Origin of the sequence: Rhizobium nepotum 39/7, assembly GCF_000949865.1 — a bacterium.
GTDB classification, from domain to species: domain Bacteria; phylum Pseudomonadota; class Alphaproteobacteria; order Rhizobiales; family Rhizobiaceae; genus Agrobacterium; species Agrobacterium nepotum.
On the sequence record NZ_JWJH01000023.1, the window covers coordinates 12,683 to 38,850 of the forward strand.

Sequence of the window (26,168 nt, forward strand, 5' to 3'; positions counted from 1 at the left end):
CACATTCCGATCATGTCTTTTTACGACCGACTGGTAACGTCGTGCGCGGCCGCTCGCAATGGCGTCTTGGAAACGATAGGTCGAAATGCTTGAAACCGATGGCGCGGACACCAGTTAATAAAAGACGGCTTCACCACCCGGCATTCCTTGCCGGCCATGTTTTCAGGAAACAGGAGAGACATCCATGTATCACGTCAACGCGAACGGCGCGAATATTCCCGCCCTCGGTTTCGGCACCTTCCGCATTCCGGAAGACGATGTCAGGCGCATTCTGCCGGAAGCGCTGAAACTCGGTTTCCGCCATGTCGATACCGCGCAGATCTACAAGAACGAAGGTGCCGTCGGTGAGGTGATCGCGCAATCAGGCATTTCCCGGCACGATATTTTCCTGACCACCAAGGTCTGGGTAGACCGCTACCGCCACGCCGATTTCCTCGCCTCGGTCGATGAAAGCCTTCAGAAGCTGAAGACGGATTATGTCGACCTCCTGCTGCTGCACTGGCCGCAAAGCGATGTGCCGCTAGCCGAAAGGATCGGCGCGCTGAACGCCGTGCGCAAGGCCGGAAAGGTGCGCAATATCGGCATCTCCAACTTCAACGTGGCGCTGACGGAAGAGGCGGTGAAACTCTCCGATACGCCGCTTGCCACCAACCAGATCGAATACCACCCCTATCTCGACCAGACGAAGGTGATCGCCGCTGCACGCAAACACGGGCTTTCGATCACCGCCTATTACCTGATGGCCGATGGCCGGGTGCCTAACGATCCTGTTCTGAAGGATATCGGCGCGAAGCACGGCAAGACGGCGGCGCAGGTGGCGCTACGTTGGGCCGTCCAGCAGCCGGATGTCGTGGCGCTTTCCAAAACCGCGACGGAAAGCCGTCTCAAAGAGAACTTCGACATATTCGATTTCACCCTGACGGAAGAGGAGATGCGGGCGATCCACGCACTCGCCAAACCGGATGGCCGCATCGTCAACCCCGGCCACCTCGCGCCCGATTGGGACGATTGAGGCGGGGACGGCCTCGCTTATAGCTATATGAGCGGGGCCACCGTAAGTTTTGCGTCAGTTACTCCAGTTAGTATTCTCCAAATTTCATGGATCTAGTGAACCGCTTTGGTGACGACGGAGCCGTCGTCGACAACGACCCGTCATTCGCCGTCTCCTCCCGTTTTGCATTTTGACAGCCTGGTTTTGACCGGGGGTTTCTCGGCCCGGTCAAAACAAAGTGCGCTCAGCATCCAGAAACCCTCAGGGATGCATGCCGTTGACCATGGAAAACACCTGATCGAAATTACCGTTTTGCGCCGCGAAACGCAGCGGCTTGCAGCGCTCCACCACCACTTCCTTCTCGTCCGGGCGGCGGTCAAGAATATCCATCACTTCGGAAATGAAGGCCTCGAGCGGCATGGCTCTTTCGTCGCTTGCCTGACCTTCGCCCATGAGCGTCGTCTGCACATAGGGCGGCACGATTTCGATGACATCCACCGACGTCTCCTTCAACTGTTCGCGCAGAGCGACCGAATAGGCGTGGATAGCCGATTTGGTGGCGCTGTAGGTGGGCGTCACCACCATGGGCACGAAGGCGAGACCGGAGGACACCGTCAGCACCGTCGCGTCGGGCTGCTTGAGGAAATGCGGCAGGAGCGCCGCCGTCAGACGAATGGGCGCGAGCAGGTTGGTGGCGATGGTTTCTTCCGCCGTATCCAGATAATCCGGCGCGGAGGCGATTTCTTCAGGCCGCATGATGCCGGCATTGTTGATGACGGCGTTGAGCGCCGGATGCGCCTTGACGAGATTATCGGCGAAAGCGCGGATGCCTTCGGCGTCGGTCGCGTCCATCACCATCGAGGCCATGCCGGGATTGGCGGTCGTCACTTCGTCCAGCACATTCTGGCGGCGGCCGGAGATGACAACCCTGTTGCCCAGCCGGTGAAACGCTTCCGCCAGCGCGCGCCCGATGCCAGAGCCGCCGCCGGTGATGAGAATGGTGTTGCCTGTCGTTTTCATCGGAAAATCCTTATCGCTGTTGGATGAAAGGAAATTAGCGGCCATACTCTCCATTCGTAAGTAGGCACCCAAAAGAATTATACTTACCCAAAGGAGAGTGTAAGATGAAACGGCACGCCGCCGATCCCATGATCGAGAACAGGCGCAAGGTTCCGCCGCCCACTGAAACCGATCCGGTCATCGAGGCGCTGGTTCAGGATATCATCGCGAAAGTGGCGGACAAATGGACGATGCTGATTCTGGAAGTGCTGGAAGAGCACGGCACGCTTCGCTTCACGCAGATCGGCAGGCTGGTCGGCACCATCAGCCAGAAGATGCTGACAAAAACGCTGCGGCAGATGGAAAGCGACGGGCTGGTGCGCCGCACCGTGCATCCCGTCATTCCGCCACATGTGGATTACGATCTCACCTCTCTCGGCAAGACGCTCGGCAGCGCTTTTTGCGGCGTGTGGATATGGGCGGAAACCCACCATGCGGAAATAGAAGAGGCGCGACGCCTGTTCAACGAACAACCGCCGCGCCCCGCTATCGAGTAAAAATCCGCCTTACGCGAACTGGCTGAGGCCCGGAACCGAGGCGATCACCTGATCGACGACCTCATCACCGGCGTGCTGGCGGGCAACGGAGATGGTTTCCTTGGCGAGCGTGGAAATTTCGCTCATGCCGATGCCCTGGCTCATGAGCTGCTGGCCGAGGCCCATGATGCCGCCGCCGCCGATCGCGCTCATCAGGCCGCCCAGCAGACCGCCGCCGTTACCGGCGCCCTCGCCATTATACTGCGCCACGAGATCGCTGGCGCCCGGAATGGCTTCGATCATCCGGGCGATCGGACCGTCTGCCGCCTCGCGCTGGAGAAAACCGAGAATCATGCCAACGGCCTTCTCGGCCAGTTCCGGGCTAATTCCCGCCTTCTCGGCGATCTGGCTCACGACTTCGTTCATTCTTGCCTCCTGTTGAAAAACGACGCCAACATCGAATAACTGACGTTAACGTCAACGTAAAACAATCTCATTCCGCATTCAAGCGGGCGGCGCGGCAACTTTCATGAAGCGGTTTTTCCTCATCGCCATCAAGCAGTTGTTGCGCCTTGAAACTGTCCTTATAAGATCATCACAACCAAACTATGAAAAGGCCGCTTTGGCAGCAGCGGCCAAAGGATGCCGAAAAACGTTCAATTCGACATGGCCTTCGTTAAATCGATCCCGATTTTAAGGGTCATGCGTCAGTCGCAGGAGAAAATGGTCGATGTTGCAGGACGGACAGATCTATATCGGGACCAGCCGTAATCCGGACGACAGCCTGAACAAGGGTGAGTATCTGGAGCTGAAATTCGGCAACCGCCACGGCCTGATCACCGGCGCGACGGGAACGGGCAAGACCGTGACCCTGCAGGTTCTCGCCGAAGGTTTTTCGCAGGCCGGCGTTCCCGTCTTCTGCGCCGATATCAAGGGCGACCTTTCCGGCATTGCCGCGCAGGGCGAAGCCAAGGACTGGGTGCAGAAACGCGCCGAACAGATCGGCTTCACGGATTTTTCCTATGGCAAGTCGCCGGTGATCTTCTGGGATCTCTACGGTGAAAAAGGCCACCGCGTGCGCGCCACCATCGCCGAAATGGGCCCGCTGCTGCTGGCCCGGCTGATGGATGCTTCGGAAGCGCAGGAAGGCGTGCTCAACATCGCCTTCAAGATCGCCGACCAGGGCGGACTGCCGCTGCTCGATCTGAAAGACCTGCAATCGCTGCTGAACTACATGGGCGAGAACGCCAGTGCGCTCTCCAGCCAGTTCGGCCTGATTTCCAAGACATCGGTCGGTTCGCTGCAACGCGGACTGCTGGTTCTCGAACAGCAGGGTGCAGCAAACTTCTTCGGCGAGCCCGCGCTCAAGATTGCCGATATCATGCGCGTCGGCACGGATGGGCGCGGCACGGTTTCGGTTCTCGCCGCCGACAGGCTGATGATGAACCCGCGCCTTTACGCCACCTTCCTGTTGTGGATGCTCTCGGAACTCTTCGAGGAACTGCCGGAAGTAGGCGACCCGGAAAAGCCGCGTCTGGTGTTCTTTTTCGATGAGGCGCACCTTCTGTTCAACGATGCGCCAAGGGTGCTGGTGGAGCGCGTGGAGCAGGTCGTGCGGCTTATCCGCTCCAAGGGCGTCGGCGTCTATTTCGTGACGCAGAACCCATTGGATGTGCCGGAAACCGTCCTCGCCCAGCTGGGCAACCGCGTGCAGCATGCGCTTCGCGCCTATACACCGCGCGAGCAGAAGGCGGTGCGCACGGCCGCCGACACGTTCCGTCAGAACCCGGCCTTCGACACGGCCGACATCATCACCACGCTCGGCACGGGCGAAGCGCTGATTTCCACCCTGCACGACAAAGGCGCGCCCTCCATCGTGGAACGCACCCTTGTGCGGCCGCCATCGGGCCGAGTCGGGCCGCTCACCGATGCGGAGCGCAAATCGCTGATCGATACGGGTCCGGTCGCCGGTCAATACGACGAGGATCTCGACCGCGAATCGGCTTTCGAAATCCTTGCTGCCCGCACTCAGAAGGCGGCGGAAGCCGAAGCCGCCAAGCGTGCGGAGGAGGAGAACGCCGCCGGCCAGTCCGACAGCGCCTCGGGACGCTGGCGCCTGCCGGGCTTCGGCGACGAGGAACCAACGAAGGCCTCCACCACCGGCGCCCGCAAGACGAGCGGTTACCAGCGCGAATCGGTCGTCGAGGCGGCAATGAAAAGTGCTGCCCGCTCCGTCGCCACCTCGGTCGGCCGCGCCCTCGTGCGTGGAATTCTGGGAAGCCTGAAACGGTAAAACAGATATACCGCCCGGCCTTGATGGGGCCGGGTGGCGCTTTCTGCTCGTTGACGTGAAGGTTTACTTCTCGCGATAGAAGATCATGCCGCCATGGTAGAGCACATCGTCGACGAATTCGCCGTCGGCGGTAAAGCCGGTATCGTCCCAATAGTCGATATGGCTGCCTTTCACCTCGTAACGCCCCTGATAAGCGCTTTTGCGTTGGCCGCGCGCCTCATCATACCGGCCATCAGGCAAAAGCTCCTGGCGAACATGGCCATCGCCGGTGACCCACATGCCGATATAGGGGTGGCTTTTGAGGTCCGCCATTTCGGCCGTATTCGCTTTCACGACACCACTCCCTTTGTGGGGACTTGTATCGACAGCGGCCGTTGCCAGCACAAGAGCGACGGATGTCGAGAGGATGTTCATTCCATCAGCCCTCCCGCTGCGGCGTCGGCGCGGCGTTCCTCGAACAGTTCCGCAAGCGTCCGGGATGCGGCGATGGCTTTGGGGAAACCTGCGGGAACCGTGATCAGATAGATCATTTCCTTCAGTTCCTCGTCGGTCGCGCCGACATTGAGCGCGTAAGCCGCGTGCACCTTCATCAGATCGCGCTCGCCAAGGGCTGCCATGACCGCAACGGCGGCCAGCTGGCGGGTCCGGTTATCCAGTCCCGGCCGGGACCAGACCTCCCCCAGGGCGTAACCCTCGGTCGCTTCGGCAAGGAAGGGGAACTCCTGCCGCAGACCTTCCAGATTGGGCTGCGGCTTGCCGTTATTGAGGCTGCGTATGACTTCATCGCCACGCCTCAACCGGTCGTCCAGGCGCTGCGGATTTGCGACTGCGGCGGCATTTCCCGCAAGCATGGCGATCGCAAGCACGGTTGGAAAAATCGCTTTCATTTCAGCCTCCTTAAACTGCGGTCGGACGAACGACGATTTCATTGACGTCGACGTCGTCGGGTTGCTCGATGGCGTAACGAACGGCACGCCCGATGGCGTCGGGCTTCAACGCTATGGCCCGATAGGTCTGCATCAATTCGGCGGCGGCCGGGTCGGTGATGGTATCGGCGAGTTCGCTTTCCACCACGCCGGGATGAATGCAGGTGACGCGCAGGTTGCGGTTTTCCTGCCGCAGGCCATCCGAAATGGCGCGTACCGCATGTTTCGTTGCGCAATAGACGGCAGCCGTCGGCGAAACGGCCAGTGCGCCGATGGACGCTATGTTGACGATGTGGCCGGAAGCACGCGCGGTCATCTCAGGCAGAACGGCGGCAACCCCGTAAAGCACACCCTTGATGTTGACGTCGATCATCCGGTCCCATTCATCGACCTTGAGAGACGACATCAGCGAAAGCGGCATGATGCCGGCATTGTTGACGATGACGTCGATCCGGCCGAACGCCTCGCGGCCCGCCTCGGCAAAAGCTTCAACGCTGCGCCTTTCCGTTACATCAAGCGGATGGACGACAAGCTCGGCGCCCGTCTGGCGCAGTTCATCGGCCAGGGCCTGCAAACGGTCCATGCGACGTGCGCCCAGAACCAGCTTCGCGCCGGCGGCGGCAAGTTCCCTTGCGATACCCTCGCCTATCCCGCTCGACGCACCGGTGATGAGAACAACTTTGTTCAATGTCATGGTTTTCTCCTTCGCGTTACGGCCCGCTTTTTTGAGGAGCGGCCGTTGCAGGAAAGATAAAGCTTTGCCATTGTCGTGATAACAGCCTCAATCATGAACCTTATGGATAGATTTTCTAACCAATGAATGTCGATCTCAACGCACTTTCCATTTTCTGCATGGTTGCCGAGGAGCGCAGTTTCCGCGCCACGGCGGACAGGCTCGGCGTTACGCGGTCCGCCGTCAGCCAGACCATCCGCAGACTTGAAGAAACAATGGGAATAGCGCTTGTGCAGCGCACGACGCGCAGCGTCAGCCTGACGGAAGCGGGACAACAGCTTTACGCGGATGTTTCGCCGTCCATCGACAATCTCGTGCAGGCGGCACAGGCCGCCTCTTCGCTGAGCGGAACCCCGCGAGGCCAATTGCGGCTTGCGGTTTCCTCCATAGCGGAACGCTTTTTGTCGGGGCAATTGCTTGCGAGCTTCGCCGAGGCACATCCCGAGGTGCAGCTCGATATCGTCGTGACGGATGAGGAGTTCGATATCGTCGCCGAACATTACGATGCCGGCGTGCGCCTTGGGGAGTTGATCGCGCAGGATATGATCGCCGTTCCGGTTTCCGGTCCGCAGCGGCAGCTCGCCGTCTGCTCGCCGCAATATCGCGCTCGCTTCGCTCTACCGACGCAGCCGCGCGAGCTGGTCGATCACCGATGTATCGGCTGGCGGCCTCGTCCGGGCGTCGCACCCTACCGGTGGGAGTTTGCGGAAAATGGCCGCGAATTCGCCGTCGCGGTTCAGCCCGATTTCACCACCAACGACATGCAGCTGATGATAAAGCTGGCCTGCTCCGGTGCCGGAATCACCTTCGGAATGGAAGAGACGTTCCGCCCCTATCTGGAGAGCGGCCAACTCGTTTCCATGCTGGAAGACCATTCCCCGACCTTTGCGGGATTTTATCTCTATTATCCCAATCGTCGCAATCTTGCACCGAAGCTCCGCGCGTTTATCGATCACGTTCGCCTGCCGGGAAACCGGTAATCTGCCGGAGCGGCCTCCGGCAGATCGGTATGTCAGGAGAAGAAGGTTACTTCTTCAGCGAGACCAGCGAGAAGAAGGCGTCCTGCGGGTCCTGGCAATTAACGATCCAGCTTCCGCCGGGAACTTCCATCGGACCGTTGACGACCTTGCCGCCGCCGGTGCTGATGCGGGTGATGGCGTCATCGATGCCGTCGACATTGAAATAATAACCCCAATGGCAGACGGGGATCTGCGGCATACGTTTCATCATGCCGCCGATGGCTTTGCCATTATGGGCGAAGATGCGATACGGGCCCATTTCGCCCATGTCGAAATCATGGTCCTTGGTCCAGCCGAACACCTCGCCGTAAAAGGCGGCCGCCTCATCGACATTGTCGGTGAAGAGTTCGTGCCAGCCGACGTGGCCCTGCTTGTTCTGGGCATCCTCGGGGAAGCCGCCGGTTTCCATCGGCTGCGGCGTCATGATGCAGATAACCGCACCGAAAGGATCCGCCACCACGGCGAAACGGCCGATCTCGGGAATATCCTGCGGCGGACGCATGACCGAGCCGCCCTTTTGCGCGAACTGTTCCGCCGTGGCGTCCACATCGTCAACTTCGACATAGCCGGTCCAGTTCGGTGGAATGCCCTGGCCCTTGTGCTCTTCGGTCAGTTCCATGATACCGCCCATGCCTTTGCCATCGGCCTCAAGCACCAGATAAGGCATTTCCGGCGAACCGAAATCCTTGGTCTGCCAGCCGACGACATGGCCATAAAAGCGGGCGGCCGCCTCCATGTCAGGTGTCATCAGTTCGACCCATATGAATTTTCCGTGTGTATCGGACATTTTCTCTCTCCGGAGTAATGGCGTGGGTTTTCGGGCGATCGGCCGCCGCAGGACGCGGCGGCGCGTTATTCGGCGTGGTTCCGGCGGGGCATCACGCCTTGCGCTGGAACTCCGATGTCATGAAGGTCTTGAAGGTGCCGTCCGGTTGCCGGACGCTGCCGGAAAAGCTGCGGTTGTTATCGTCATGCAGCACCAGCACATCGTGATAGGTATCGATGCGGCCGGAACCGTCGAAGGCCGGTCCTTCCGCCTCAAGCGTCAGGGTCTTGCCGTCATCTTCCAGCCAGCCCTTGTAGACCCAGAGATTGGTCATCATCGATCCCACCCAGGTGCCGACGAAATTTCCCTTGGCCGGGTCGAAACCCACCGTGATGACGGCCGTCATCTCCGTGCCATCAGGCATCTTGCCGCTGCCATGCCCGATGATCCACAGCCCGCCAATGGAACTGACAGTCTCGGTGAACCGCTGGGCGGGATCGTCGGGATCGTAACCGTCATGGCCGGTACTGGAGGTCATGACCCAGTCGCCGACGATCCTTGACAGGAACTCGTGCTCTTTCTGTGGCTTGGCATTCTCCATTTTCGTCTCCTCCTCGTCCATGGTTCAGTGGCAGCAGGCTGCTGCCTTCGGCGCGTCCTCATACTGGTCGTGCCGGCGCACCCAATCCATTACACCCTCTTCATTACGGCCTTTTGGCACCAGATCGAGTAGCATCAGCGTGCCAAGCGTTTGTTCCGCGCCGCGGGCGTAAGTGGAATAGGTGTGGTAGATCTTGCCGTCCTCACCCTTGGCAAACACACTGATACCGTGCAGATCCTTCAGGTCGCCATAGGGCTCCATTTCGCGGTAGTTGTAAGTGATCGCGCGGTTGGCCATATCGTCGTCCCGAAACGAGGCCTGATAATCATAATTGAAATCAGTGCCTTCCGCCGAAACCCAGGGGAATTTCCATCCCATGCGCCGCTTGTAGCTTTCGATCTTTTCAAGCGGCGCGCGCGAAACTGCCGCGAAACTCGCATCGCCATGCTTGAGGTGAATGAGCGCGCCATCGACATGATCCGCGAAAAAGGAACAGCCGGTGCAGCCCTCCTCCCAGTCGGGCGCCAGCATGAAGTGATAGACGATGAGCTGGCTGCAATCGCCGAACAGTTCCTTCAGCGATTTCGGGCCGGAAGGCGCATCGAAAATATAATCCTTCGTCACCTCTTCCCAGGGCAATGCGCGCCGCGCGTCGTTCAGCCTGTCGCGGGCGCGGGTCAGTTCCTTTTCCTTCACCAGCAGATCGCGGCGGGCCGCAAGCCACTCCTCATTCGAAACGACGGGATGAGACATGATCTTTCCTCCTTGGATCCGTCTTTCACCATGGCGCCGTTCCGCTCAAACGGTGGGCGCCGCATATTTTCGCATTGAAAGCCAAGGAAACCATCAGCAAGGCGACAAGTTCCGCTTGACTATTTAGGTTGATATCAACATATTCATACCATGTCAAACACCAGCGTGATTCCTTTTTCGACAACTCTTTTCGTGCGGGACGCCTGTCTCTGCCTGCATGCGCAACGCGCTGCCCGGGCTTTGGCGCGGCTGTTCGACAATGCGCTGAAACCTGTCGGCATCAATAATGGCCAGTTTTCACTGCTGATGTCGCTCAACCGGCCGGAGCCGCCACCGATGGGACCGGTCGCCAATCTTCTCGCCATGGACCGTACGACGCTGACGGCAGCGCTGAAACCGCTGGAACGGCGCGGGCTGGTCAGCATCGAACAGGACCCCAAGGACAAGCGCGGCAAGCGCCTGCGGCTGACGGCGGAAGGCATGGCCGTGCTCGCCGCCGGCTTTCCCATCTGGCAGCAGACCCATGCCGAAATAGAGGGCCGCATCGGCAGCGGCGACCCCGACCGGCTGCGCCGCGATCTTATCGATCTCGGCTGACAGGAGGCCGGCATAACGCCACTTTTGTCGACAAGAATGTCATCTGGCCGTCGTGCCGGGGAGCGAAACTACGGAAAACGCGATCAAGGAGGAAAGATCATGCGTGCAATCGTTTTTGTAAAAGCCACCAAGAGCAGCGAAGATGGCGTCATGCCCACGACCGAACTCATGGAGGCAATGGGGAAATTCAACGAGGAGCTGGTCAATGCCGGCATCATGCAATCCGGTGACGGCCTGCACCCCTCCTCCAAGGGCAAGAGGGTTATTTTCGACGGCGACAGCCGCACCGTCGTCGACGGCCCCTTCCCGCACACCAACGAGCTGGTTGCCGGCTTCTGGCTCTGGAATGTGAAGGATATGGACGAGGCCGTGGAATGGGTGAAACGTTGCCCCAACCCGATGCTGGAGCGCAGTGAAATCGAAATCCGCCCGATGTTCGAAATGGAAGATTTCGGCGATGCGGTGACACCTGAAATCGCCGAACATGTGGAAAAACTGCGCGAGCGTGTGGCGAAGCAATAAGGTCGCAGAGGTTAAGGGCTGGATTGAAACGGGAGGGTGCGGCTTGCCGCATTCTCCAGCCCGGTCACCTGCTTCAAAAGCCATTGCCTCGAACAGCCGCCGCTGTTAATCATTGAGCGGTTCAACCCGTATCAAGAAAGGAGGCTTCGCATGGATATTTCCTGCTTCTGGCGCAATCGTCAGCTCTGCCACCTTTTTGCCCTGCAGACGCGTTTGCAGGGCTGACCGGAACACCAAAACTCTGGTTTGCCCAAAAGGCCGCGCAGGATGCAGCTTGTCCGCCACTGCGCATGTTTTCACGACGGATCACCGCGAACCGAAACCCCGTACTGCATATTGCAGACCACGGTTCGTTACGGGTCCGTTTTGCCAGAGACAATTTTATGACCCTTATCACGCTTCGAAACCTCGGAATCATTCTGGGCAAGCCGCTTTTTTCCAATCTCAACCTCACCGTGAATGCCGGGGACCGCATCGGCATCGTCGCTGCGAATGGCCACGGCAAATCCACCCTGCTCAATTGCCTTGCCGGAGACCTGGACGCCACCAGTGGCGATCTCACCCGGCTGCGCGGGCTGACGCAGTCCATCGTCCACCAGCATCTGCCTTCTGCGCTTATGGAGCAGACAATGCGGGACGCCGTGCTTTCCGCCCTGCCGGTGGACACGATCGACAGCGAGAGCTGGCGCGCCGACATTATTTTCGACGCGATGCTGGTGCCGGAACCGTATCGTCAGCGCCGTCTGAAAGAGTTGAGCGGTGGCTGGCAGAGGCTTGCCATGCTGGCGCGGGCATGGATCACCGAGCCTGACGTTCTCCTGCTCGATGAGCCGACCAACCATCTCGACCTCGAAAAAATCAACGTGCTGGAAAGCTGGCTCGCGCAATTGCCGCGCGATACCGCGGTCGTCATCGTCAGCCACGACCGCGCCTTTCTCGACAATGTCACGAAAACCACGCTGTTCCTGCGGCCGGAAAATTCAGCGCTGTTCCGGCTGCCCTATGGCCACGCGCGGCTAGCACTTGAAGAGGAGGACGCCGCCGATGAGCGGCGTTTCCAGCGCGACATGAAAACCGCGCAGCAATTGCGCCGGCAGGCCGCGAAGCTCAACAATATCGGCATCAATTCGGGCAGCGATCTTCTGACCGTCAAGACCAAGCAATTGCGCCAGCGTGCCGAGAAACTGGAGGAAAATGCGCGGCCCGCCCATAGCGAGCGATCCGCCGGCAAGATCCAGCTCGCCAATCGCGGCACCCACGCCAAGGTTCTGGTCACTCTGGAAGATGTGCCTGTCTCGACACCGGACGGGACATTGTTGTTTCGCACCGGCCGTCATTTTGTCCGCCAGGGTGACCGCATCGTCATTCTTGGCCGCAATGGTGTCGGCAAAACGCGGCTGATCTCGCTTCTGAAGGCAGCGGTGACGGGTGCGGGCCAAATACAGGACGGCATAAAGGCCACGCCCTCGCTGGTGGCCGGATATGTCGACCAATCGCTGGCCGAAATCGATGACAACAGCACGCCGATGACGCTACTGACACGCCGTTTCGACATTGGCGACCAGCGCATGCACGGTCTGCTCGCGGGCGCCGGGATCGACATGGAAATGCAGAAACGCCGCATCGCCACGCTTTCCGGCGGGCAGAAGGCGCGGCTTGCCATGCTGGCGCTGCGGCTCGCGGAACCGAATTTCTACCTGCTGGACGAACCCACCAACCATCTTGATATAGACGGGCAGGAAGCGCTGGAGGCGGAAATCATCAGCCGTGAGGCCAGTTGCGTGCTCGTCTCGCATGACAGGAGTTTCGTGCGGGCGGTGGGAACCCGTTTCTGGCTGATCGACAGGCGCAAGCTGGTGGAAGTCGACGATCCCGAAGAGTTTTTCGCCTCGGCATGATGCCTTTTAAAAACGCCCGCCAGCCCAGCAGGTCAACCCAGCAGGCTGGCGAGGCGTGGATCGCCGGCGAAATCCGCGACCGCAAACCCCGTTCTGCGCATCGGAAATTCGCAGAGCGCCTGCACCCCGGTTTTCGACAGGCGGATGCGCCAGCTCATCCGTTCCACCGGCATTTTTTCGGCAAAGGCCTTTGGCGACAGGATGGCGATGTTGAGGCCACCTGCGGGATCGCGCACCGAGCGATAGAGAATGGCCTCGACCTTTGCCAGCCGCGCCTGTTCGGCCAGCGCCTGACATGGCTCGTAATTTTGCAGATCGGTCCACGCGGCTTCGTCCCGGCTCAGCCCCGGTTTCGTCAGGTCCAGCGCCGCATCCGTCGAGATACGGGCGGCGAAGGCGGAGTAATCGGCGGGATTGGCGGGCAGCGGCGTGCCGGGGGATTCCGCATAAAACAACAGCCGGTAGAAGGCCATTTCGGCGAGTGCGGTTTCCACCTTCGCTGCGGCGTAATAAACGCCCTCGGTAAAGCCCGCCCGGCGGAACCGCGAACCATGCGGATAGGCAGCGCCATAACGGAAGGGCGTGGCGAGAAGATAGTCAAACCCGGCGCATTCCGGCGGAAACGGCCGCTTGCTCGCCTCCAGAATATCTTCCAGCAGCGATTGCTCCTCCACCGTATCCACCAGTTTCATGGTGGAAACCTGATGCTGCGCTTCCACCAGCCGCCAGTATTTTCCCGATGCGGAACGTTTTTCAGACAGGAGCGCGTCGGGCGTCCAGATAGGAGAGGACATCGATCAATCCGGTAATGGTGGTTAGCCTCTCGGCAGGCACGGCGTTGAGCGCCGTATTGTGATTGCGCAGCCAGTTTTTGGCCACCGCCTCGTCGCCGCCGGCGATTGCATCCAGCGAGCGGAAAACCCGGATCAGCAGCACCGCAAGCTCGAAGGATTTGGCGCCCGGTTCCAGCAGGAAATCGAGCCGCTTCATGCGCGACACCGTAGGGGCGGAAACGCCGAGAATATCCGCCGTGCGGGCAGCATTCAGACCCAGCCGCTCGGCAGCGGTCATAACGGCCTTGGTGACGACCCTGCCCTGCGCCGCAGGATCACTGGCGGTCTTAGCGTGAAGATTCATGGCGCTCATCCTTTCCTTAGAAAGAATATAGCATATTTCTTTCCATAAACAAGAAGGCCGGGATGAACCCGGCCTAAGAGTGATGACAAAATCCTGAAAGCTCTCTTCCGTCATGCTTGGGCCTGTCCCGAGCATCTGCAACGTCTTGATTTTATGCGACGTGATTGGATCCTTGGGACAAGCCCAAGGATGACGTCGAGTGCGAGGGCAACTTTGTCATCACCCCCAAGGCCGAAATAAACCTGGCCCCGCTTTTATCAAGCCACCGAGACCGGGACTTCCGTTGAGGTGCGCATGGCGTGGCTATAGGGGCAGACGATGTGAGCGGCAGCAACCAGCTTTTCGGCGACTTCGCGCTCGATGCCCGGAAGATTCGCCTTCAGCGATACTTCGATGCCGAAACCGCCGCCGTCTTCGCGCGGGCCGATACCGACGGTCGCCGTCACAGTCGTGTCTTCAGGAATCTCTACCTTTTCCTTGCCTGCGACGAATTTCAGCGCGCCCAGGAAGCAGGCGGAATAACCGGCTGCGAAAAGCTGCTCCGGATTGGTGCCAACGGCGCCATCGCCGCCCAGTTCCTTCGGAACGGTCAGCGTAACGTCGAGCACGCCGTCCTCGGACTTGGCGTGGCCGGCGCGGCCACCGGTGGCGGATGCTTTGGTCGTGTAGAGAATAGGCATGGCATTTACTCCCTTCGGGTTGGTGATGGGCTTCTTATAACGCGCAATTCAATTGTGCGCAATATAATTTTGCGCATTGAATAAAAAATTGTTTTTTGCGATAATTTCACGAAATTTCGCCGCGCATCCATGCGGCAGGAACCGAAAGGCAGGGCTGATTGTTCCCTTCCCGGTTGATTTTTGGAGCAAAACAATGGGCGCAGAGGGCGACAACACCAATTTGGAAAGCCTGTTGAGGCTGGACCAGCAGATATGCTTTGCCCTTTATGGCGCAGCGCACGCCTTCACGCGCGCCTACAAGCCGCTGCTGGACCCGATCGGCCTGACCTATCCACAATATCTGGTCATGATGGCGCTATGGGAAAAGGAAACCGCCACAGTCAAGACGCTCGGCGAAATGCTGGGCCTTGATTCCGGCACACTCTCTCCCCTGCTCAAAAGGCTCGAACATGCCGGACTGATCACCCGCAAGCGCGGCACCGTGGACGAGCGGCAGGTGCTGGTGACTGTGACGCCGAAGGGCGCAGACCTCAAAAAAGAGGGCGTGAAGATCATGGCGGCAATCGGCGACGCCACCGGCTGCGGGCTGGAGGAACTGGTGCAGCTGCGAGACCAGGTGAATGCGCTGAAGGATAGTATCGCCCGGCCGTAGTTCCAAAAAAAAGGCGGCACGAGGCCGCCTTTTTCTTCCGAATGGGCTCTGGCTTACTGCCAAACCACCACACGCGCCTTCTGCGGCACGCGGTCGTAGAGGTCGATGACGTCCTGGTTCATCAGGCGCACGCAGCCGGAGGAGACGGCCTTGCCGATGGAGTTCCATTCCGGCGAGCCGTGCAGGCGGTAAAGCGTGTCCTTGCCGTTCTGGAAGATATAGAGGGCGCGTGCGCCGAGCGGGTTCTTCAGGCCCGGCGGCATGCCGCCGTTCTTGGAGGAATATTTGACCAGTTCCGGCTGGCGGGCAACCATTTCGTCCGGCGGGGTCCATTTCGGCCATTTCTGGCGCCACTGGATGACGCCTTCGCCCGACCAGGCGAAGCCATCGCGGCCGATGCCGACGCCGTAACGCATGGCGCTGCCGCCCTGCTCCACGACGTAAAGGAAGCGCGAGCGCGTATCCACGACGACGGTGCCGGGGCGTTCGCCGGTCGGATCGACTACGCGCTGGCGATAGAAGCGCCGGTCGATCTTCTGGTAGGGGATTGCCGGAATGACGTAACCGCCATCCTCGACCGAACCGTACATGACGGCCAATTCCGCATCGCTGACACCAGACGAGAACATCTGGCGGAAATCGCTGCCGATGCTGCTCGCCTGCTGGCGAATGGCTTCGCCTGTGCCGGAGGAAGCGCAACCCGCCAGCAACGAAGCGGAGGAAACACCCAGAAGGGAAAGGAAAGTGCGTCTGGAAAGATCTGTGTCGGTGCTTGTCATAAGGCCGGATTGTCCCACATTTCGAACGGCTAAATCGCCGCTGTACATCGTTTGTTCCACGTGCACAGGCGTATTGCGAAAATAGTTAACCGACCGCTAAAAGCCAGTCACAAGGCGTTGGAGAAGCGCTGCGATACAGCGCTTTCTTTTAGAAAGTGGTCAGATAACCACAATCTGTGCGCCTTGCGGCACCCGCTCGTAGAGGTCGATTACATCCTGATTGAGCATGCGTACGCAACCGGACGAGGTCGCCTTGCCGACGGACTGCCAGTCCGGCGTTCCGTGCACGCGGTAAAGCGTGTCCTTGCCATCCTTGAAAATATAAAGCGCACGCGCGCCAAGCGGATTGTTGAGACCCGGCGTCATGCCACCATTGGCAGCGGAGATGGAGGTGAGTTCCGGCTGGCGCTTGACCATTTCGTCCGGCGGTGTCCAGCGTGGCCATTTCGCCTTCCACTGGATCTTGCCGCGACCCGACCAGGCATAACCATCCCGCCCGAGGCCGACGCCGTAGCGGATAGCCTTGCCGCCCGACTGCACGAGATAGAGAAAATGTTGCTTGGTATCCACAATGATGGTGCCCGGCGCTTCCGCCGTCTGGTAACTCACCTCTTGCCTCAGATAACGCGGATCGATGCGACCATAGGGAATGGCCGGCAGGGAACGGTCGTCGTCGCGGATCGGGCCATACATGACCCGATGCAGCGGGTTTGAGACCGGAAGGCCATAGGTCATTGTCCGGTCCGGCGCCAGCGGCGCACTTTGGCTCGATGCCCTCGGCGCGTTCAGGCCCTGTCCGCGTACTGGCGGGCCATACTCCTGATGGAAGCGGGTTCTGAACAGGTCCGGCGGGCGCGTCGAAAGCTGGCCCGGCTGCGGCGGCAGTTCCGGCGGGCGATTGGAGCTTACGGAATTGAAATTGAAGACCGGCGCCGTTTCCTGCACGAAGACATCCGGGTTCATCCGGCTCGTATCCGTCACGAAAAGGCAACCGCTCAGCAAAGGCAGCAGTGCAAGGCCCGCCAGAGAGGCCGCCCGGCGGCAGTTTTTCAATAGGAGTGCTGTCATCTGAACCGCTTCATGAAACCAAGTTTGACGGCATGATGCATGGCGCGGCTGGCGCGAGGCTGGTGTGTGCCATTCAAAAAAAATCGGACAGGCGCATTTTTGCTCTTGAACCTCTAGTTGCTAGAGGTGCCAGATTGGCTGTCGAGTGGAATTCAGGAGCGGAAATCATGAATATTTCGACACGCGGCAGTTTGAACGGGGAATCAGGAGACCTGACCTTTACGGTCGGCGGCATGGACTGCGGCAGCTGTGCGGCAAAGATCGAAACCGCGCTTTCGCGCCTGCCCGGCGTTGCCGACGTCAAGGTGTCCGTTGCCCGCGAAAGACTGAACCTGTCGCTGGCCGAAAACAAAACCTCGGTCGAAAAAATCGAGGACACGCTGCGCAAGCTGGGTTTCAAACCCGCTCTGCTGCCGCAGGACAAGGCTCCTCGCGAAAAGGTCGCGGTGGAACGTCACGATCATGGACCAGATCATGGACATGACCACGACTATTCATCGTGCGGCGGCCACCACCATGCGGAAGCCGCGCCGAGCATTGAGCAGAACAATGCCCTGACCTTTTCGGTTGGCGGCATGGATTGCGGCAGCTGCGCGGCGAAGATCGAAACCGCGCTTTCACGCCTGCCCGGCGTTGCCGATGTCAAGGTGTCCGTTGCACGCGAAAGATTGAACCTGTCGCTCGCCGAAAGCAAAACCCCGGTCGCCAAAATCGAGGACACGCTGCGCAAACTCGGCTTCAAACCCGCTTTGCTGCCGCAGGAAAAGGCTGCGCGCGGAAAGGTGGAAGATGATCATGACCACGGATCGTGCGGCGGCCATGATCACGACCACGATCACTCGGGGCATGACCACTCAGGCCACGATCATTCAGGCCACGACCACGCCGGACATGACCATTCGGATCATGAACACGACCACGCAAATTGCGGCGGCCACGACCATGATCACGCACAGACGGAACCGGCAGCCCAGAGCACTGAGGTCGGTCACGCGCATGGCGCGGATGAAAAGGGCGCATGGTGGCGCACCGCAAAGGCCCGCAACACCTTCACCGGTACTCTTCTTGTAGCCGTCGCCTATGCGGCGGAACTCAGTTTCCCCTCATGGGGCAGCTACGCCTTCATCGTCGCAACGCTGGTCACGCTGTTCCCCATCGCGCGGAATGCCTTCAATGCCGCGCGTTTCGGCGCGATCTTCACTATCGAAATGCTGATGACGATTGCCGCCCTCGGCGCGATCTTCATCGGCGAGGCGGAAGAAGCCGCCATCGTCGTGCTGCTCTTCTCCGTTGGCGAGTTGCTGGAAGGCTTTGCGGCCGCGCGTGCGCGTTCGGGCATCAAGGCCCTCGGCTCCCTGCTGCCGAAGACGGCGCTGGTGGAGGAGAACGGCGCGCTTCGGCAGATCGACGCCGATCAGGTGCGCATCGGCCAGGTGGTCGTGGCGCGGCCAGGCGACCGCATCGCCGCCGATGGCGTAGTGATGGAAGGCGCATCCAGCGTCGACGAATCGCCGATGACCGGCGAAAGCATTCCGGTCGCCAAGGAAAAGGGTGCTCGCGTCTTTGCGGGTTCGATCAACCATGACGGTTCTTTGCGCATCCGGGTCGACCGCGCGCCGGAAGACAACACCATTGCCCGCATCATCACGCTCGTTGAAGAAGCACAGGACGCCCGCGCGCCGACCGAGCGCTTCATCCAGAACTTCTCGCGTTATTATATGCCGCTGATCGTCGCGATTTCCGCGCTCACCATCGTCGTGCCGCCGCTTGTCGGCCTTGGCGACTGGGACACCTGGATTTATCGCGGTCTGGCGCTGCTGCTGATCGGTTGCCCCTGCGCGCTCGTCATTTCCGTTCCCGCTGCCATCGCCTCCAGCCTTTCTGCTGCGGCGCGCCACGGCATGTTGGTGAAGGGCGGCGCGGTTATCGAGATGCTGGCGCGCACCGAAACCGTCGCCTTCGACAAAACAGGCACGCTGACGCTCGGCGAACCTGTCGTGACGGATGTGGTGGCGCTCGACAGCAACGAGGCCGGGCTGATCGCGCAAGCTGCGACCATCGAGAACGAATCCAGCCATCCGCTTGCCAGAGCCATCGTCAACCATGCCAACAAGGCTGGCGTAAAACCCCTGTCCGGTTCGGAGATCAAGGCGATTTCCGGTCGCGGCATGCAGGGCATCGTCGGCGGCAAGCGCCTGTTCATCGGCGCGCCGCGCTTTGCAACCGAGGTCGGCACCCTCTCCACAGAACTTGCAGAGCGCATTTCCGCACTGGAAAGCGAAGGCAAGACCGTGGCCGTCGTCATGGCCGAGGGTGCGGCAAGCGGCCTCTTCGCCATGCGCGACGAACCGCGCAAGGATGCGGCTGATGGCATCAAGGCACTGAAGGACATGGGTATTTCCTCGCTGATGTTGTCGGGCGACAATGCCCGCACGGCAAAGGCCATCGGCGCCAAGCTGGGGCTTGAAGCGCGCGGCGAACTCTTGCCGCAGAACAAAGTCGAGGAAATCCGCAAGCTGGCCGAAAAGAAGACCGTGGTGATGGTGGGCGACGGCATCAACGATGCGCCCGCCCTTGCTGCGGCCAGCGTCGGCGTCGCCATCGGCTCCGGCACGGATGTGGCGATGGAAGCGGCGGATGCGGCGCTGATGCGCAACAATGTCGGCGATGCCGCGCGCCTCATCGGCCTTTCGCGCGCCACCATGCGCAATATCCGCCAGAACGTGACGATCGCACTCGGCCTGAAGGCGGTGTTTCTGGTAACGACCGTCACCGGCCTTTCCGGCCTGTGGCTCGCCGTCTTCGCCGATACCGGCGCCACGGTTCTCGTCACCGCCAATGCCATGCGGCTGCTCGGTTACTTCAAGAAGAGCGCCTGATTTAAGAAAGGGGCCGAAAGCTGCTGGAGCGGCTTTCGGCCCTTTTATGTGAATTGATTGAAAAAGCGGATGCTTTCCGCCACAGCGCCCGGGACCACGCCATTGTGGGTGCCGGGCAGCAGTTTTTTGCCGACCTTGAACCCCGAGGAAAAAGCGCGATCGACGAAAAGCTGGTGATCGGCATCGAACGGACGCTCCTCCGTGCCGCGCAGCAACAGCGCCGGGCATTTGAGGCTGGGGCCGAAACAAACCGAGGAGCGCATGATGAATTCCCGCTCGTCGGTTTCGTCGAAACAAAGTTCGTCCGAATAGCGGTTGAAATAACGCCATGAATTGACGCCTGCCGAGATCGGCGCGGCGGCGCGGAACTTGCGGCTCATGGCGGCCAGAAGCGTCAGCGTGCCGCCATTGGAGTGGCCGGCGATGAAGAACCGCTTTTTGTCGATGCCGGGCAGGTTTTCCAGATAGGTCGCCGCCGCCAGCGCATCCGATGTTTCGTCGTAGAAACCGGAATAATTGCCGTTCTGGCCGTTTTCGCCCCGGAAGGACGGCAGAAGCACCACGAAACCCGCCTCCCAATAGGGCCTCATCATCGCCCAATGGCCGTCCCCGGTGGCGTTGCCGCCGTGCAGGAAAAGCACTGCGGGTTTCAGTACCGTCGAGGGCTGATAATGGGAAAGCCAGGCCACAAGCTCGATGGAGCCATCCGGCCCGCCGCGATAGGTCACCCGTTCCGCACCGGGCGGTGTGCCGAGCGGCGATGATTTTTCCGGGGCGGCCATTTTGCGCAGCAGATGGGTGTGGAAACGTTTGCGCGCCTCGCCATAATCCTGCCTTTCCAGCGGCAGAACCTCGGGCGCGGCAATACCCGCTTTCGCACCCGGCGGCAAAAGTGCCGCTGCTGACAGGCCCATGGCGCCGGCCAGCAGATTGCGCCGCGTCAGGCTCCTTGAGGTCACGCCGCTCTCTTCCTGTCCGAAGGTTGAGGAGAGAAAGCGTTTGTCTGGCATATGCGCACCTGAGCAATCAAAACATTAGAAGCAGTTCAGCACTGCGGCGGGATACTGTCCAGTCACGGATTCGCGAATGACAACAATGTATTCGCAGGCATCGTGGCAATTTCTGGACGGAAGCGCCCTGCTACCCTTCCACACCGTCGATCATCGCGATCAGCGTCGACAGGCGATCCGCCTCCGCCGGCAACTTGTCAGCCCTGAGCCGCGCAATGCGCGGAAACCGCATGGCGACGCCGGATTTGTGGCGGGTGGAGCGGTTGATGCCCTCGAAGGCCACCTCCAGCACGAAACCGAAATCGGGCGTGGCGCGCACCGCCCGCACGGGGCCGAAGCGTTCCACGGTGTTGTCGCGCACGAACTTGTCCAGCACTTCCAGCTCCGCATCGGTAAAACCGAAATAGGCCTTTCCAACAGGAACCAGCTGTTCGCCATCCTCACCTTCCGCCCAGACGCCAAAGGTGAAATCGGAATAATAGCTCGAGCGTTTGCCATGACCGCGCTGCGCATACATCATCACGGCGTCGATATTATAGGGATCGCGTTTCCACTTGAACCACGGTCCCTTGGCGCGCCCGGCCTGATAGGCGCTGTCGCGGCGCTTGATCATCACCCCCTCGATCACCGGATCTGGCGGCGTGGCACGCAGCTTGTCGAGTTCCGTCCAGCTTGAAAAGCCGATAAGCGGCGACAGGTCGAAGCGGTCATGCGGGGCGCGTTCGATGATATCCGACAGGCGGCGGCGGCGTTGCAGATAAGTTTGCGCGCGAACGTCGTTCTCGCCGTCAAACAGCAAGTCGTAGGCGCGGATGAAGGCCGGATAATCGTCCAGCATCTTGGCCGTCACCGTCTTGCGGTTCAGCCGCTGCTGCAGGTCGGAAAAGGTGCGGGTGAGATTGTTGGAGCGCGCCGTGCCGCCGATCAGCAATTCGCCGTCCATCACGCCTTCGAAATCGATGGCATCAAGCACATCGGGAAAGGCACCGGAAATATCATCGCCGGAGCGGGAATAGAGTTTGCGCGTATCCCCCGCCCGCGACAATTGTACGCGAATACCGTCCCACTTCCACTCCGCCGCATAGTCGGCCGGGTCCAATGCATCGAGATCGCCATCGGCAACGGGCGTCGCCAGCATCACCGAATGGAAGATGGCGGGTGTCGCCAGGACCGGACGATCGGACTTGCCCTCCAGCCAGGCAAAGAGCGGCGTATAGGGCGGTGTCAGCCCGTGCCAAAGGGTTTCGATCTCGGTGATGTCCTTACCGGCGAAATCCGCCAGCGCCTGACGCGCGAGCCGCGCCGAAATGCCGATGCGCAGGCTGCCGGTGGCGAGTTTGAGGAAGGCGAAACGCGAGGAGGTATCGAGCCGGTCAAGCAGATTGCGCACCGCGCTGCGCACCTCGGTGCGGCCGAGCGAATTCATCAGCGTTACCACTTCGCCGAGGCGCGGGTCCTGCGCTTGCATATCATCCGCGCCGCCGATATTGCCCCAGACCAGCGAGATTGTTTCGGCAAGATCGCCCACATAATCGTAGGAATAGCGGAACAGCACCTCATCCATCCGCTCCAGCACCAGTTCGCGCAGCATGGCGGGTTTGACGCTTTTGAGGTCCAGCGTGCCGGCAATGGCCGCCAGCCCGTAACCACGGTCTGGATCGGGCGTATCTCGGAAATAATCGGTCAAAAGCTTCAGCTTGCCGTTGCGCGACGGGGTGAGGACAAGGCGGTCGAGAAGGGTGGCGAAGGCTTTCATCTCAATCCCCCTCATCCTCGTAACCGACAAGGTGCAGGGGCTTGGCGGCAATGCCCTGCAACTCGCACCAGCGCACCAGCGCCTCTTCGCGGCCATGTGTGACCCAGACGGCTTGCGGTTCGATTTCCCTAATGGTTTCCAGCAGTTCCGGCCAGTCGCAATGGTCTGAAATGACCAGCGGCAGTTCCACGCCGCCCTGTTTCGCCCTTTGCCGCACCATCATCCACCCGGACGCGAAGGCGATCAGCGGCTCGTTGAAGCGCCGCGCCCAGCGTTCCTGAAAGGCCGAGGGCGGGCCGACGACGATGGCGCCCTTGAAGGTGGCGGGATCGCTTTTTTCGAGCGTTGCAGGCCTGAGATCACCGAGATCGATGCCCTGCGAGACGTAATAATCGCAAAGCCGGGTCAGCGCGCCGTGAATGTAGATCGGCTCGGCATAACCATTGTCGCGCAAGAGCCGGATGACGCGCTGCGCCTTGCCGAGCGAATAGGCTCCGACGAGATGGGTGCGCTCGGGAAACTGCTTGATGGAGGTGAGCAGCTTGCCGATTTCCACACGCGGCAGCGGATGGTGAAAGACCGGCAGCGCGAAGGTCGCTTCGGTGATGAAGACGTCGCAGGGCACCGTCTCGAAGGATGTGCAGGTGGGATCGATGCCGCGCTTGTAATCGCCGGAGGCAACGATGCGCATGCCGTTCATTTCCACGGAGATCTGCGCCGAGCCCAGCACATGGCCCGCCGGGTGGAAACCGACGGTCACGCCGTTCACCTCCACCGTCTCGCCGAATGCGACCGCCTGCTCGCTGCCGCAGAAATCCTCGCCATAGCGGATGCGCATGATATCGAGCGTCTGGCGGGTGGCCAGCACCGCACCGTGGCCGGCACGGGCGTGATCGGAATGGCCGTGGGTTATCAGCGCGCGCGCCACCGGGCGCACGGGATCGATATAAAAGTCGCCAGGCGGGCAATAGAGGCCCTTCGGCGTGGAATTCAAAAGCTGTTCCGGCTTCATATTCATTGAGATAAGGCCGCCCGCGCGAATGTAAAGTGCTGTGAGCATAACGCGGAACGAGCGCTAAATTTCCAGGGCTGGTGTTTTTGTTGCGCCCTCACCTCTCCGTCATTCCGGCGTTGCACCGGCGGTCGTGTGTCACAGTCCCGGTATAGAGATCGAGGGGGGAACTCCTGCGCACGATCCGTTCGCTTATTTCAGAGGGAAATCATGTTTTTTGCGATTGCAAAACGTATCCAGCTGGATACATATTGTTGTGAATAGTTTCGAGAGATCAGCAGAGTTCGACGAATGGCTGAAGACTTTGAAGGATCGCACCGGAAAGGTACGGATCCTTCACCGTCTTACGGCGGCCGAGCACGGGAATTTCGGCGATTCCGAGCCGGTAGGTGGCGGCGTTTCAGAAATGCGCATCCACTACGGCCCGGGTTATTGGGTCTATTTCACCCGCATTGGCAAAAAAGTTTATTTTCTTCTGATCGGCGGGGACAAATCTTCCCATAAGCGGGACATAAAGCTTGCAATCGACATGGCACAAACAATCGGAAAGAAATGACCATGACGGAATTCAGCAAATTCGATGTGTCAGACTACCTCGACAGCGATGAAACCATGATTGAATATCTGGCCGTCGCGATGGAAGATGAAAACCCCGATGTCTTCATTGCCGCCCTTGGCGCAGTCGCCAAGGCTCGAGGAATGTCGCACATTGCGGATGCTTCGGGTCTGGGTCGAGAAAGCCTCTACAAGGCCCTCAAGCCGGGCTCGAAGCTTCGCTACGAAACCGTGCAGAAAGTCGTGCATGCGCTGGGCTTCCGCTTGGCCGTCGAAAAATCGTTGAATGCCGCGTAGGGCTGGCATTCCGGATTTTCTTGTCCAAGCAAAAGTCCCCGCCCTCACTCCCCCGCGCTCTCCGCCGGCTTCGCCGCCTGCACTGCGGCCGGCAAACGCACCGGTTTCAGCATCAATGCTGCGGCAAGGCCGATGGCGGCCGTTGCGGCGGCTGCGAAGAACAGCGGCGTGAAGGCATCCGAATATAGGGCTGCAACCGCTGTCTGGGAGGCGGCGGGCAGTTCGGACAGCATCTTCGGCGTCAAGTCCTCAATCCTGCCGACGCCGGGAATGTTGGCGGATAGGCCCTTGAGGCTGGAGGTGATGATCGCCCCATAGACCGAGATGGCGATGGCGGCACCACCCATGCGGGTCAGCGTCACCGCGCCGCTGGCCGCGCCGATATCCGCCTTCGGTGCGGAATTCTGTACACCGATGATCGGTGCCTGCTGGCCGAGGCCGACGGCGAAACCCTGTACCAGCATCAGCACGCCGATCACCACCAGCGGCGTTCCGGCATGGACCTGCGTGAAACAAAGCATGGCGAGAACATTGATCGTCAGCCCCGCCACCGAAAACGGCTTGTAGACGCCGGTGATCGAGATCAGCCGCCCCGCCGACAGCGAGCCCATGACGATGCCGCCGGTGACCGCGATGAAGAAAAGCCCGGCATGGGAGGGGGAAAGGCCGGTCGTCGTTTGCAGGAACAGGGCATAATAATTGACCATGCCGATGCCGATGCCGCCGCTGGTCAGCGAAACGATCATCAACAGCGGAAAGGTGCTGTCCTTGAAGAGCCTGAGCGGCACCACGGGTTCCGGCGCGCGGCGTTCCACCTGCACCCAAAGGAAGGCGGCGATGACGGCGAAAGCGATGATGCCGAGGCTGGGACCCGCGATAAGCGAACCGAACAATTGGCTGCTGTCGGCCCAGAAGACCACGCTTGCGATCGTCGCCGCAAGCAGGACGGCGCCGAGATAATCGATCTTCGGCTGGCGTGCGGGACGGCGGTAGGGCAGCAGGAAGACCAGGCCGGTGATGACGATAAGCCCGAGCGGCAGGTTGATGAGGAAGATCGACCGCCAGCCGAACAGATCGCTCATCGTGCCGCCGAGGATCGGCCCGACACTGCCGGACGCCATGATGGCGAGACTGGAATAGCTCTGGTAGCGGGCTCTTTCACGCGGCTCGAACAGATCCGCATTGACGGAGAAGATGGAGACCATGATGCCGCCGCCGCCAAGGCCCTGAAGCACGCGGGCCGCGATCAGGCTATCCATCGACCAGGCCAGCCCGCAGGCGAGCGAACCGACCGTGAAGATGATGACCGCCGCGATCATCACGTATTTTCGCCCGAACAGGTCTCCGAGCTTGCCATAGACCGGCATGACCGCGCTGGTCGCCAGAAGATAGGCCGAGCCGATCCAGCCGAAACGCTCCAGCGCGCCGAACTCGCCGACGATGGTGGGAAGTGCTGTCGATACGATCTGGTTGTCGAGCGTCGCCATGAACATGGCCAGCATCAGAAACAGAAAGACGATGAGCCTGCGCCGATGATCCGACACAAGCGGCGCCACGGGGGCAGCGGACATATCCATGAAAAAATCTCGTAGGGTTTCGGCGGTTTTGCCGGGACAATTTGTGTGCTATTAGCATATATATGTCAATAGCAAGTTTTTGACATATGCGCTAATAGCGCTAGATGTGATCGCAAAATTGGCAAGGAAAGG

General features: G+C 60.3%; 28 protein-coding genes. 11 read left to right on the forward strand and 17 right to left on the reverse strand.

The genetic code is table 11. The features are described from left to right. Positions 1 to 184 precede the first annotated feature (184 nt). On the forward strand, positions 185 to 1,012 hold the full coding sequence (locus RS75_RS21130) for an aldo/keto reductase (protein ID WP_045024160.1): 828 nt from the start codon (positions 185 to 187) through the stop codon (positions 1,010 to 1,012). 240 nt (positions 1,013 to 1,252) lie between these two features. Here the strand turns inward: RS75_RS21130 and RS75_RS21135 are convergent, their stop codons facing one another. Further along, complete coding sequence (locus RS75_RS21135; RefSeq protein WP_045024218.1) at positions 1,253 to 2,011, reverse strand: SDR family oxidoreductase; 759 nt, start codon at positions 2,009 to 2,011, stop codon at positions 1,253 to 1,255. A 104-nt stretch (positions 2,012 to 2,115) separates the two neighbouring features. Between RS75_RS21135 and RS75_RS21140 the strand changes: the two genes are divergently transcribed. Beyond that, positions 2,116 to 2,547, forward strand: coding sequence for a winged helix-turn-helix transcriptional regulator (locus RS75_RS21140; RefSeq protein ID WP_045024162.1), 432 nt, complete (start codon positions 2,116 to 2,118; stop codon positions 2,545 to 2,547). A gap of 9 nt (positions 2,548 to 2,556) precedes the next feature. On the opposite strand, the gene RS75_RS21145 is transcribed toward RS75_RS21140, so the two are convergent. After that, the gene (locus tag RS75_RS21145) at positions 2,557 to 2,952 is read right to left on the reverse strand and encodes a hypothetical protein (RefSeq protein ID WP_045024164.1); all 396 of its coding nucleotides are present in this window, start codon (positions 2,950 to 2,952) and stop codon (positions 2,557 to 2,559) included. A gap of 304 nt (positions 2,953 to 3,256) precedes the next feature. Here RS75_RS21145 and RS75_RS21150 point away from each other — a divergent pair, with 304 nt between their 5' ends. Next, on the forward strand, positions 3,257 to 4,819 hold the full coding sequence (locus tag RS75_RS21150) for a helicase HerA-like C-terminal domain-containing protein (RefSeq protein WP_045024166.1): 1,563 nt from the start codon (positions 3,257 to 3,259) through the stop codon (positions 4,817 to 4,819). 63 nt (positions 4,820 to 4,882) lie between these two features. Here RS75_RS21150 and RS75_RS21155 read toward each other — a convergent pair whose 3' ends face one another. Genes RS75_RS21155 through RS75_RS21165 form a run of 3 tightly spaced genes read right to left on the reverse strand, consistent with a single transcriptional unit; the run spans position 4,883 to position 6,439 of the window. Continuing rightward, positions 4,883 to 5,233, reverse strand: coding sequence for an Atu4866 domain-containing protein (locus RS75_RS21155; RefSeq protein WP_045024169.1), 351 nt, complete (start codon positions 5,231 to 5,233; stop codon positions 4,883 to 4,885). Further along, positions 5,230 to 5,706 (reverse strand): carboxymuconolactone decarboxylase family protein, encoded by a 477-nt coding sequence (locus RS75_RS21160; RefSeq protein WP_045024171.1) that lies wholly within the window; start codon positions 5,704 to 5,706, stop codon positions 5,230 to 5,232. The genes RS75_RS21155 and RS75_RS21160 overlap by 4 nt, the downstream gene beginning before the upstream one ends. Positions 5,707 to 5,716: 10 nt before the next feature. After that, the gene (locus RS75_RS21165; protein WP_045024173.1) at positions 5,717 to 6,439 is read right to left on the reverse strand and encodes an SDR family oxidoreductase; all 723 of its coding nucleotides are present in this window, start codon (positions 6,437 to 6,439) and stop codon (positions 5,717 to 5,719) included. 122 nt (positions 6,440 to 6,561) lie between these two features. Between RS75_RS21165 and RS75_RS21170 the strand changes: the two genes are divergently transcribed. Continuing rightward, the gene (locus RS75_RS21170) at positions 6,562 to 7,458 is read left to right on the forward strand and encodes a LysR family transcriptional regulator (RefSeq protein WP_045024175.1); all 897 of its coding nucleotides are present in this window, start codon (positions 6,562 to 6,564) and stop codon (positions 7,456 to 7,458) included. Between the two features lie 46 nt (positions 7,459 to 7,504). Here RS75_RS21170 and RS75_RS21175 read toward each other — a convergent pair whose 3' ends face one another. The 3 genes from RS75_RS21175 to RS75_RS21185 all read right to left on the reverse strand — a co-directional run bounded on the left by RS75_RS21175 (position 7,505) and on the right by RS75_RS21185 (position 9,617). Beyond that, positions 7,505 to 8,284, reverse strand: coding sequence for a VOC family protein (locus tag RS75_RS21175; RefSeq protein WP_045024177.1), 780 nt, complete (start codon positions 8,282 to 8,284; stop codon positions 7,505 to 7,507). A 91-nt stretch (positions 8,285 to 8,375) separates the two neighbouring features. Further along, positions 8,376 to 8,864, reverse strand: coding sequence for a DUF1579 domain-containing protein (locus RS75_RS21180; protein WP_045024220.1), 489 nt, complete (start codon positions 8,862 to 8,864; stop codon positions 8,376 to 8,378). A gap of 24 nt (positions 8,865 to 8,888) precedes the next feature. Next, on the reverse strand, positions 8,889 to 9,617 hold the full coding sequence (locus RS75_RS21185) for a DUF899 domain-containing protein (protein ID WP_045024179.1): 729 nt from the start codon (positions 9,615 to 9,617) through the stop codon (positions 8,889 to 8,891). A 150-nt stretch (positions 9,618 to 9,767) separates the two neighbouring features. On the opposite strand from RS75_RS21185, the gene RS75_RS21190 reads away from it, so the two are divergent. The 3 genes from RS75_RS21190 (at position 9,768) to RS75_RS21205 (ending at position 12,634) form a co-directional block, all read left to right on the forward strand. Next, a complete protein-coding gene (locus RS75_RS21190; protein WP_045024181.1) occupies positions 9,768 to 10,214 on the forward strand; it encodes a MarR family winged helix-turn-helix transcriptional regulator in 447 nt (148 codons plus the stop codon). A gap of 99 nt (positions 10,215 to 10,313) precedes the next feature. Next, entirely contained in the window at positions 10,314 to 10,736 is a 423-nt protein-coding gene (locus RS75_RS21195; protein ID WP_045024184.1) for a YciI family protein, read from the forward strand. A 383-nt stretch (positions 10,737 to 11,119) separates the two neighbouring features. Beyond that, positions 11,120 to 12,634, forward strand: coding sequence for an ABC-F family ATP-binding cassette domain-containing protein (locus RS75_RS21205; protein ID WP_045024188.1), 1,515 nt, complete (start codon positions 11,120 to 11,122; stop codon positions 12,632 to 12,634). Between the two features lie 32 nt (positions 12,635 to 12,666). Here RS75_RS21205 and RS75_RS21210 read toward each other — a convergent pair whose 3' ends face one another. From RS75_RS21210 to RS75_RS21220, 3 genes are all read right to left on the reverse strand, one after another. Beyond that, complete coding sequence (locus RS75_RS21210; protein ID WP_045024190.1) at positions 12,667 to 13,428, reverse strand: RES family NAD+ phosphorylase; 762 nt, start codon at positions 13,426 to 13,428, stop codon at positions 12,667 to 12,669. After that, a complete protein-coding gene (locus RS75_RS21215; protein WP_045024223.1) occupies positions 13,388 to 13,771 on the reverse strand; it encodes an MbcA/ParS/Xre antitoxin family protein in 384 nt (127 codons plus the stop codon). Before RS75_RS21215 ends, RS75_RS21210 begins: the two co-directional genes overlap by 41 nt. Positions 13,772 to 14,028: 257 nt before the next feature. Beyond that, complete coding sequence (locus RS75_RS21220; RefSeq protein WP_045024191.1) at positions 14,029 to 14,451, reverse strand: organic hydroperoxide resistance protein; 423 nt, start codon at positions 14,449 to 14,451, stop codon at positions 14,029 to 14,031. A 193-nt stretch (positions 14,452 to 14,644) separates the two neighbouring features. Here RS75_RS21220 and RS75_RS21225 point away from each other — a divergent pair, with 193 nt between their 5' ends. Continuing rightward, entirely contained in the window at positions 14,645 to 15,103 is a 459-nt protein-coding gene (locus RS75_RS21225; protein ID WP_045024192.1) for a MarR family winged helix-turn-helix transcriptional regulator, read from the forward strand. A gap of 53 nt (positions 15,104 to 15,156) precedes the next feature. Here RS75_RS21225 and RS75_RS21230 read toward each other — a convergent pair whose 3' ends face one another. Both RS75_RS21230 and RS75_RS21235 read right to left on the reverse strand, forming a co-directional pair. Beyond that, the gene (locus RS75_RS21230; RefSeq protein WP_045024225.1) at positions 15,157 to 15,882 is read right to left on the reverse strand and encodes a L,D-transpeptidase; all 726 of its coding nucleotides are present in this window, start codon (positions 15,880 to 15,882) and stop codon (positions 15,157 to 15,159) included. Between the two features lie 159 nt (positions 15,883 to 16,041). After that, on the reverse strand, positions 16,042 to 16,950 hold the full coding sequence (locus RS75_RS21235; protein WP_045024193.1) for a L,D-transpeptidase: 909 nt from the start codon (positions 16,948 to 16,950) through the stop codon (positions 16,042 to 16,044). A gap of 167 nt (positions 16,951 to 17,117) precedes the next feature. On the opposite strand from RS75_RS21235, the gene RS75_RS21240 reads away from it, so the two are divergent. Continuing rightward, positions 17,118 to 19,829 (forward strand): heavy metal translocating P-type ATPase, encoded by a 2,712-nt coding sequence (locus RS75_RS21240; RefSeq protein WP_045024196.1) that lies wholly within the window; start codon positions 17,118 to 17,120, stop codon positions 19,827 to 19,829. A gap of 44 nt (positions 19,830 to 19,873) precedes the next feature. Here the strand turns inward: RS75_RS21240 and RS75_RS21245 are convergent, their stop codons facing one another. The 3 genes from RS75_RS21245 to RS75_RS21255 all read right to left on the reverse strand — a co-directional run bounded on the left by RS75_RS21245 (position 19,874) and on the right by RS75_RS21255 (position 23,613). Continuing rightward, the gene (locus RS75_RS21245) at positions 19,874 to 20,839 is read right to left on the reverse strand and encodes an alpha/beta hydrolase family protein (protein WP_045024198.1); all 966 of its coding nucleotides are present in this window, start codon (positions 20,837 to 20,839) and stop codon (positions 19,874 to 19,876) included. A 130-nt stretch (positions 20,840 to 20,969) separates the two neighbouring features. Next, positions 20,970 to 22,595, reverse strand: a complete 1,626-nt coding sequence (locus RS75_RS21250; protein ID WP_045024199.1) for a cisplatin damage response ATP-dependent DNA ligase — start codon at positions 22,593 to 22,595, stop codon at positions 20,970 to 20,972. A 1-nt stretch (position 22,596) separates the two neighbouring features. Beyond that, on the reverse strand, positions 22,597 to 23,613 hold the full coding sequence (locus tag RS75_RS21255; RefSeq protein WP_045024227.1) for a ligase-associated DNA damage response exonuclease: 1,017 nt from the start codon (positions 23,611 to 23,613) through the stop codon (positions 22,597 to 22,599). Positions 23,614 to 23,863: 250 nt separating this feature from the next. On the opposite strand from RS75_RS21255, the gene RS75_RS21260 reads away from it, so the two are divergent. Continuing rightward, a complete protein-coding gene (locus RS75_RS21260) occupies positions 23,864 to 24,163 on the forward strand; it encodes a type II toxin-antitoxin system RelE/ParE family toxin (protein ID WP_045024201.1) in 300 nt (99 codons plus the stop codon). Further along, entirely contained in the window at positions 24,160 to 24,459 is a 300-nt protein-coding gene (locus tag RS75_RS21265) for an addiction module antidote protein (protein WP_200893653.1), read from the forward strand. Before RS75_RS21260 ends, RS75_RS21265 begins: the two co-directional genes overlap by 4 nt. Positions 24,460 to 24,503: 44 nt before the next feature. On the opposite strand, the gene RS75_RS21270 is transcribed toward RS75_RS21265, so the two are convergent. After that, entirely contained in the window at positions 24,504 to 26,036 is a 1,533-nt protein-coding gene (locus RS75_RS21270) for an MDR family MFS transporter (protein ID WP_045024203.1), read from the reverse strand. Positions 26,037 to 26,168: the final 132 nt, after the last annotated feature.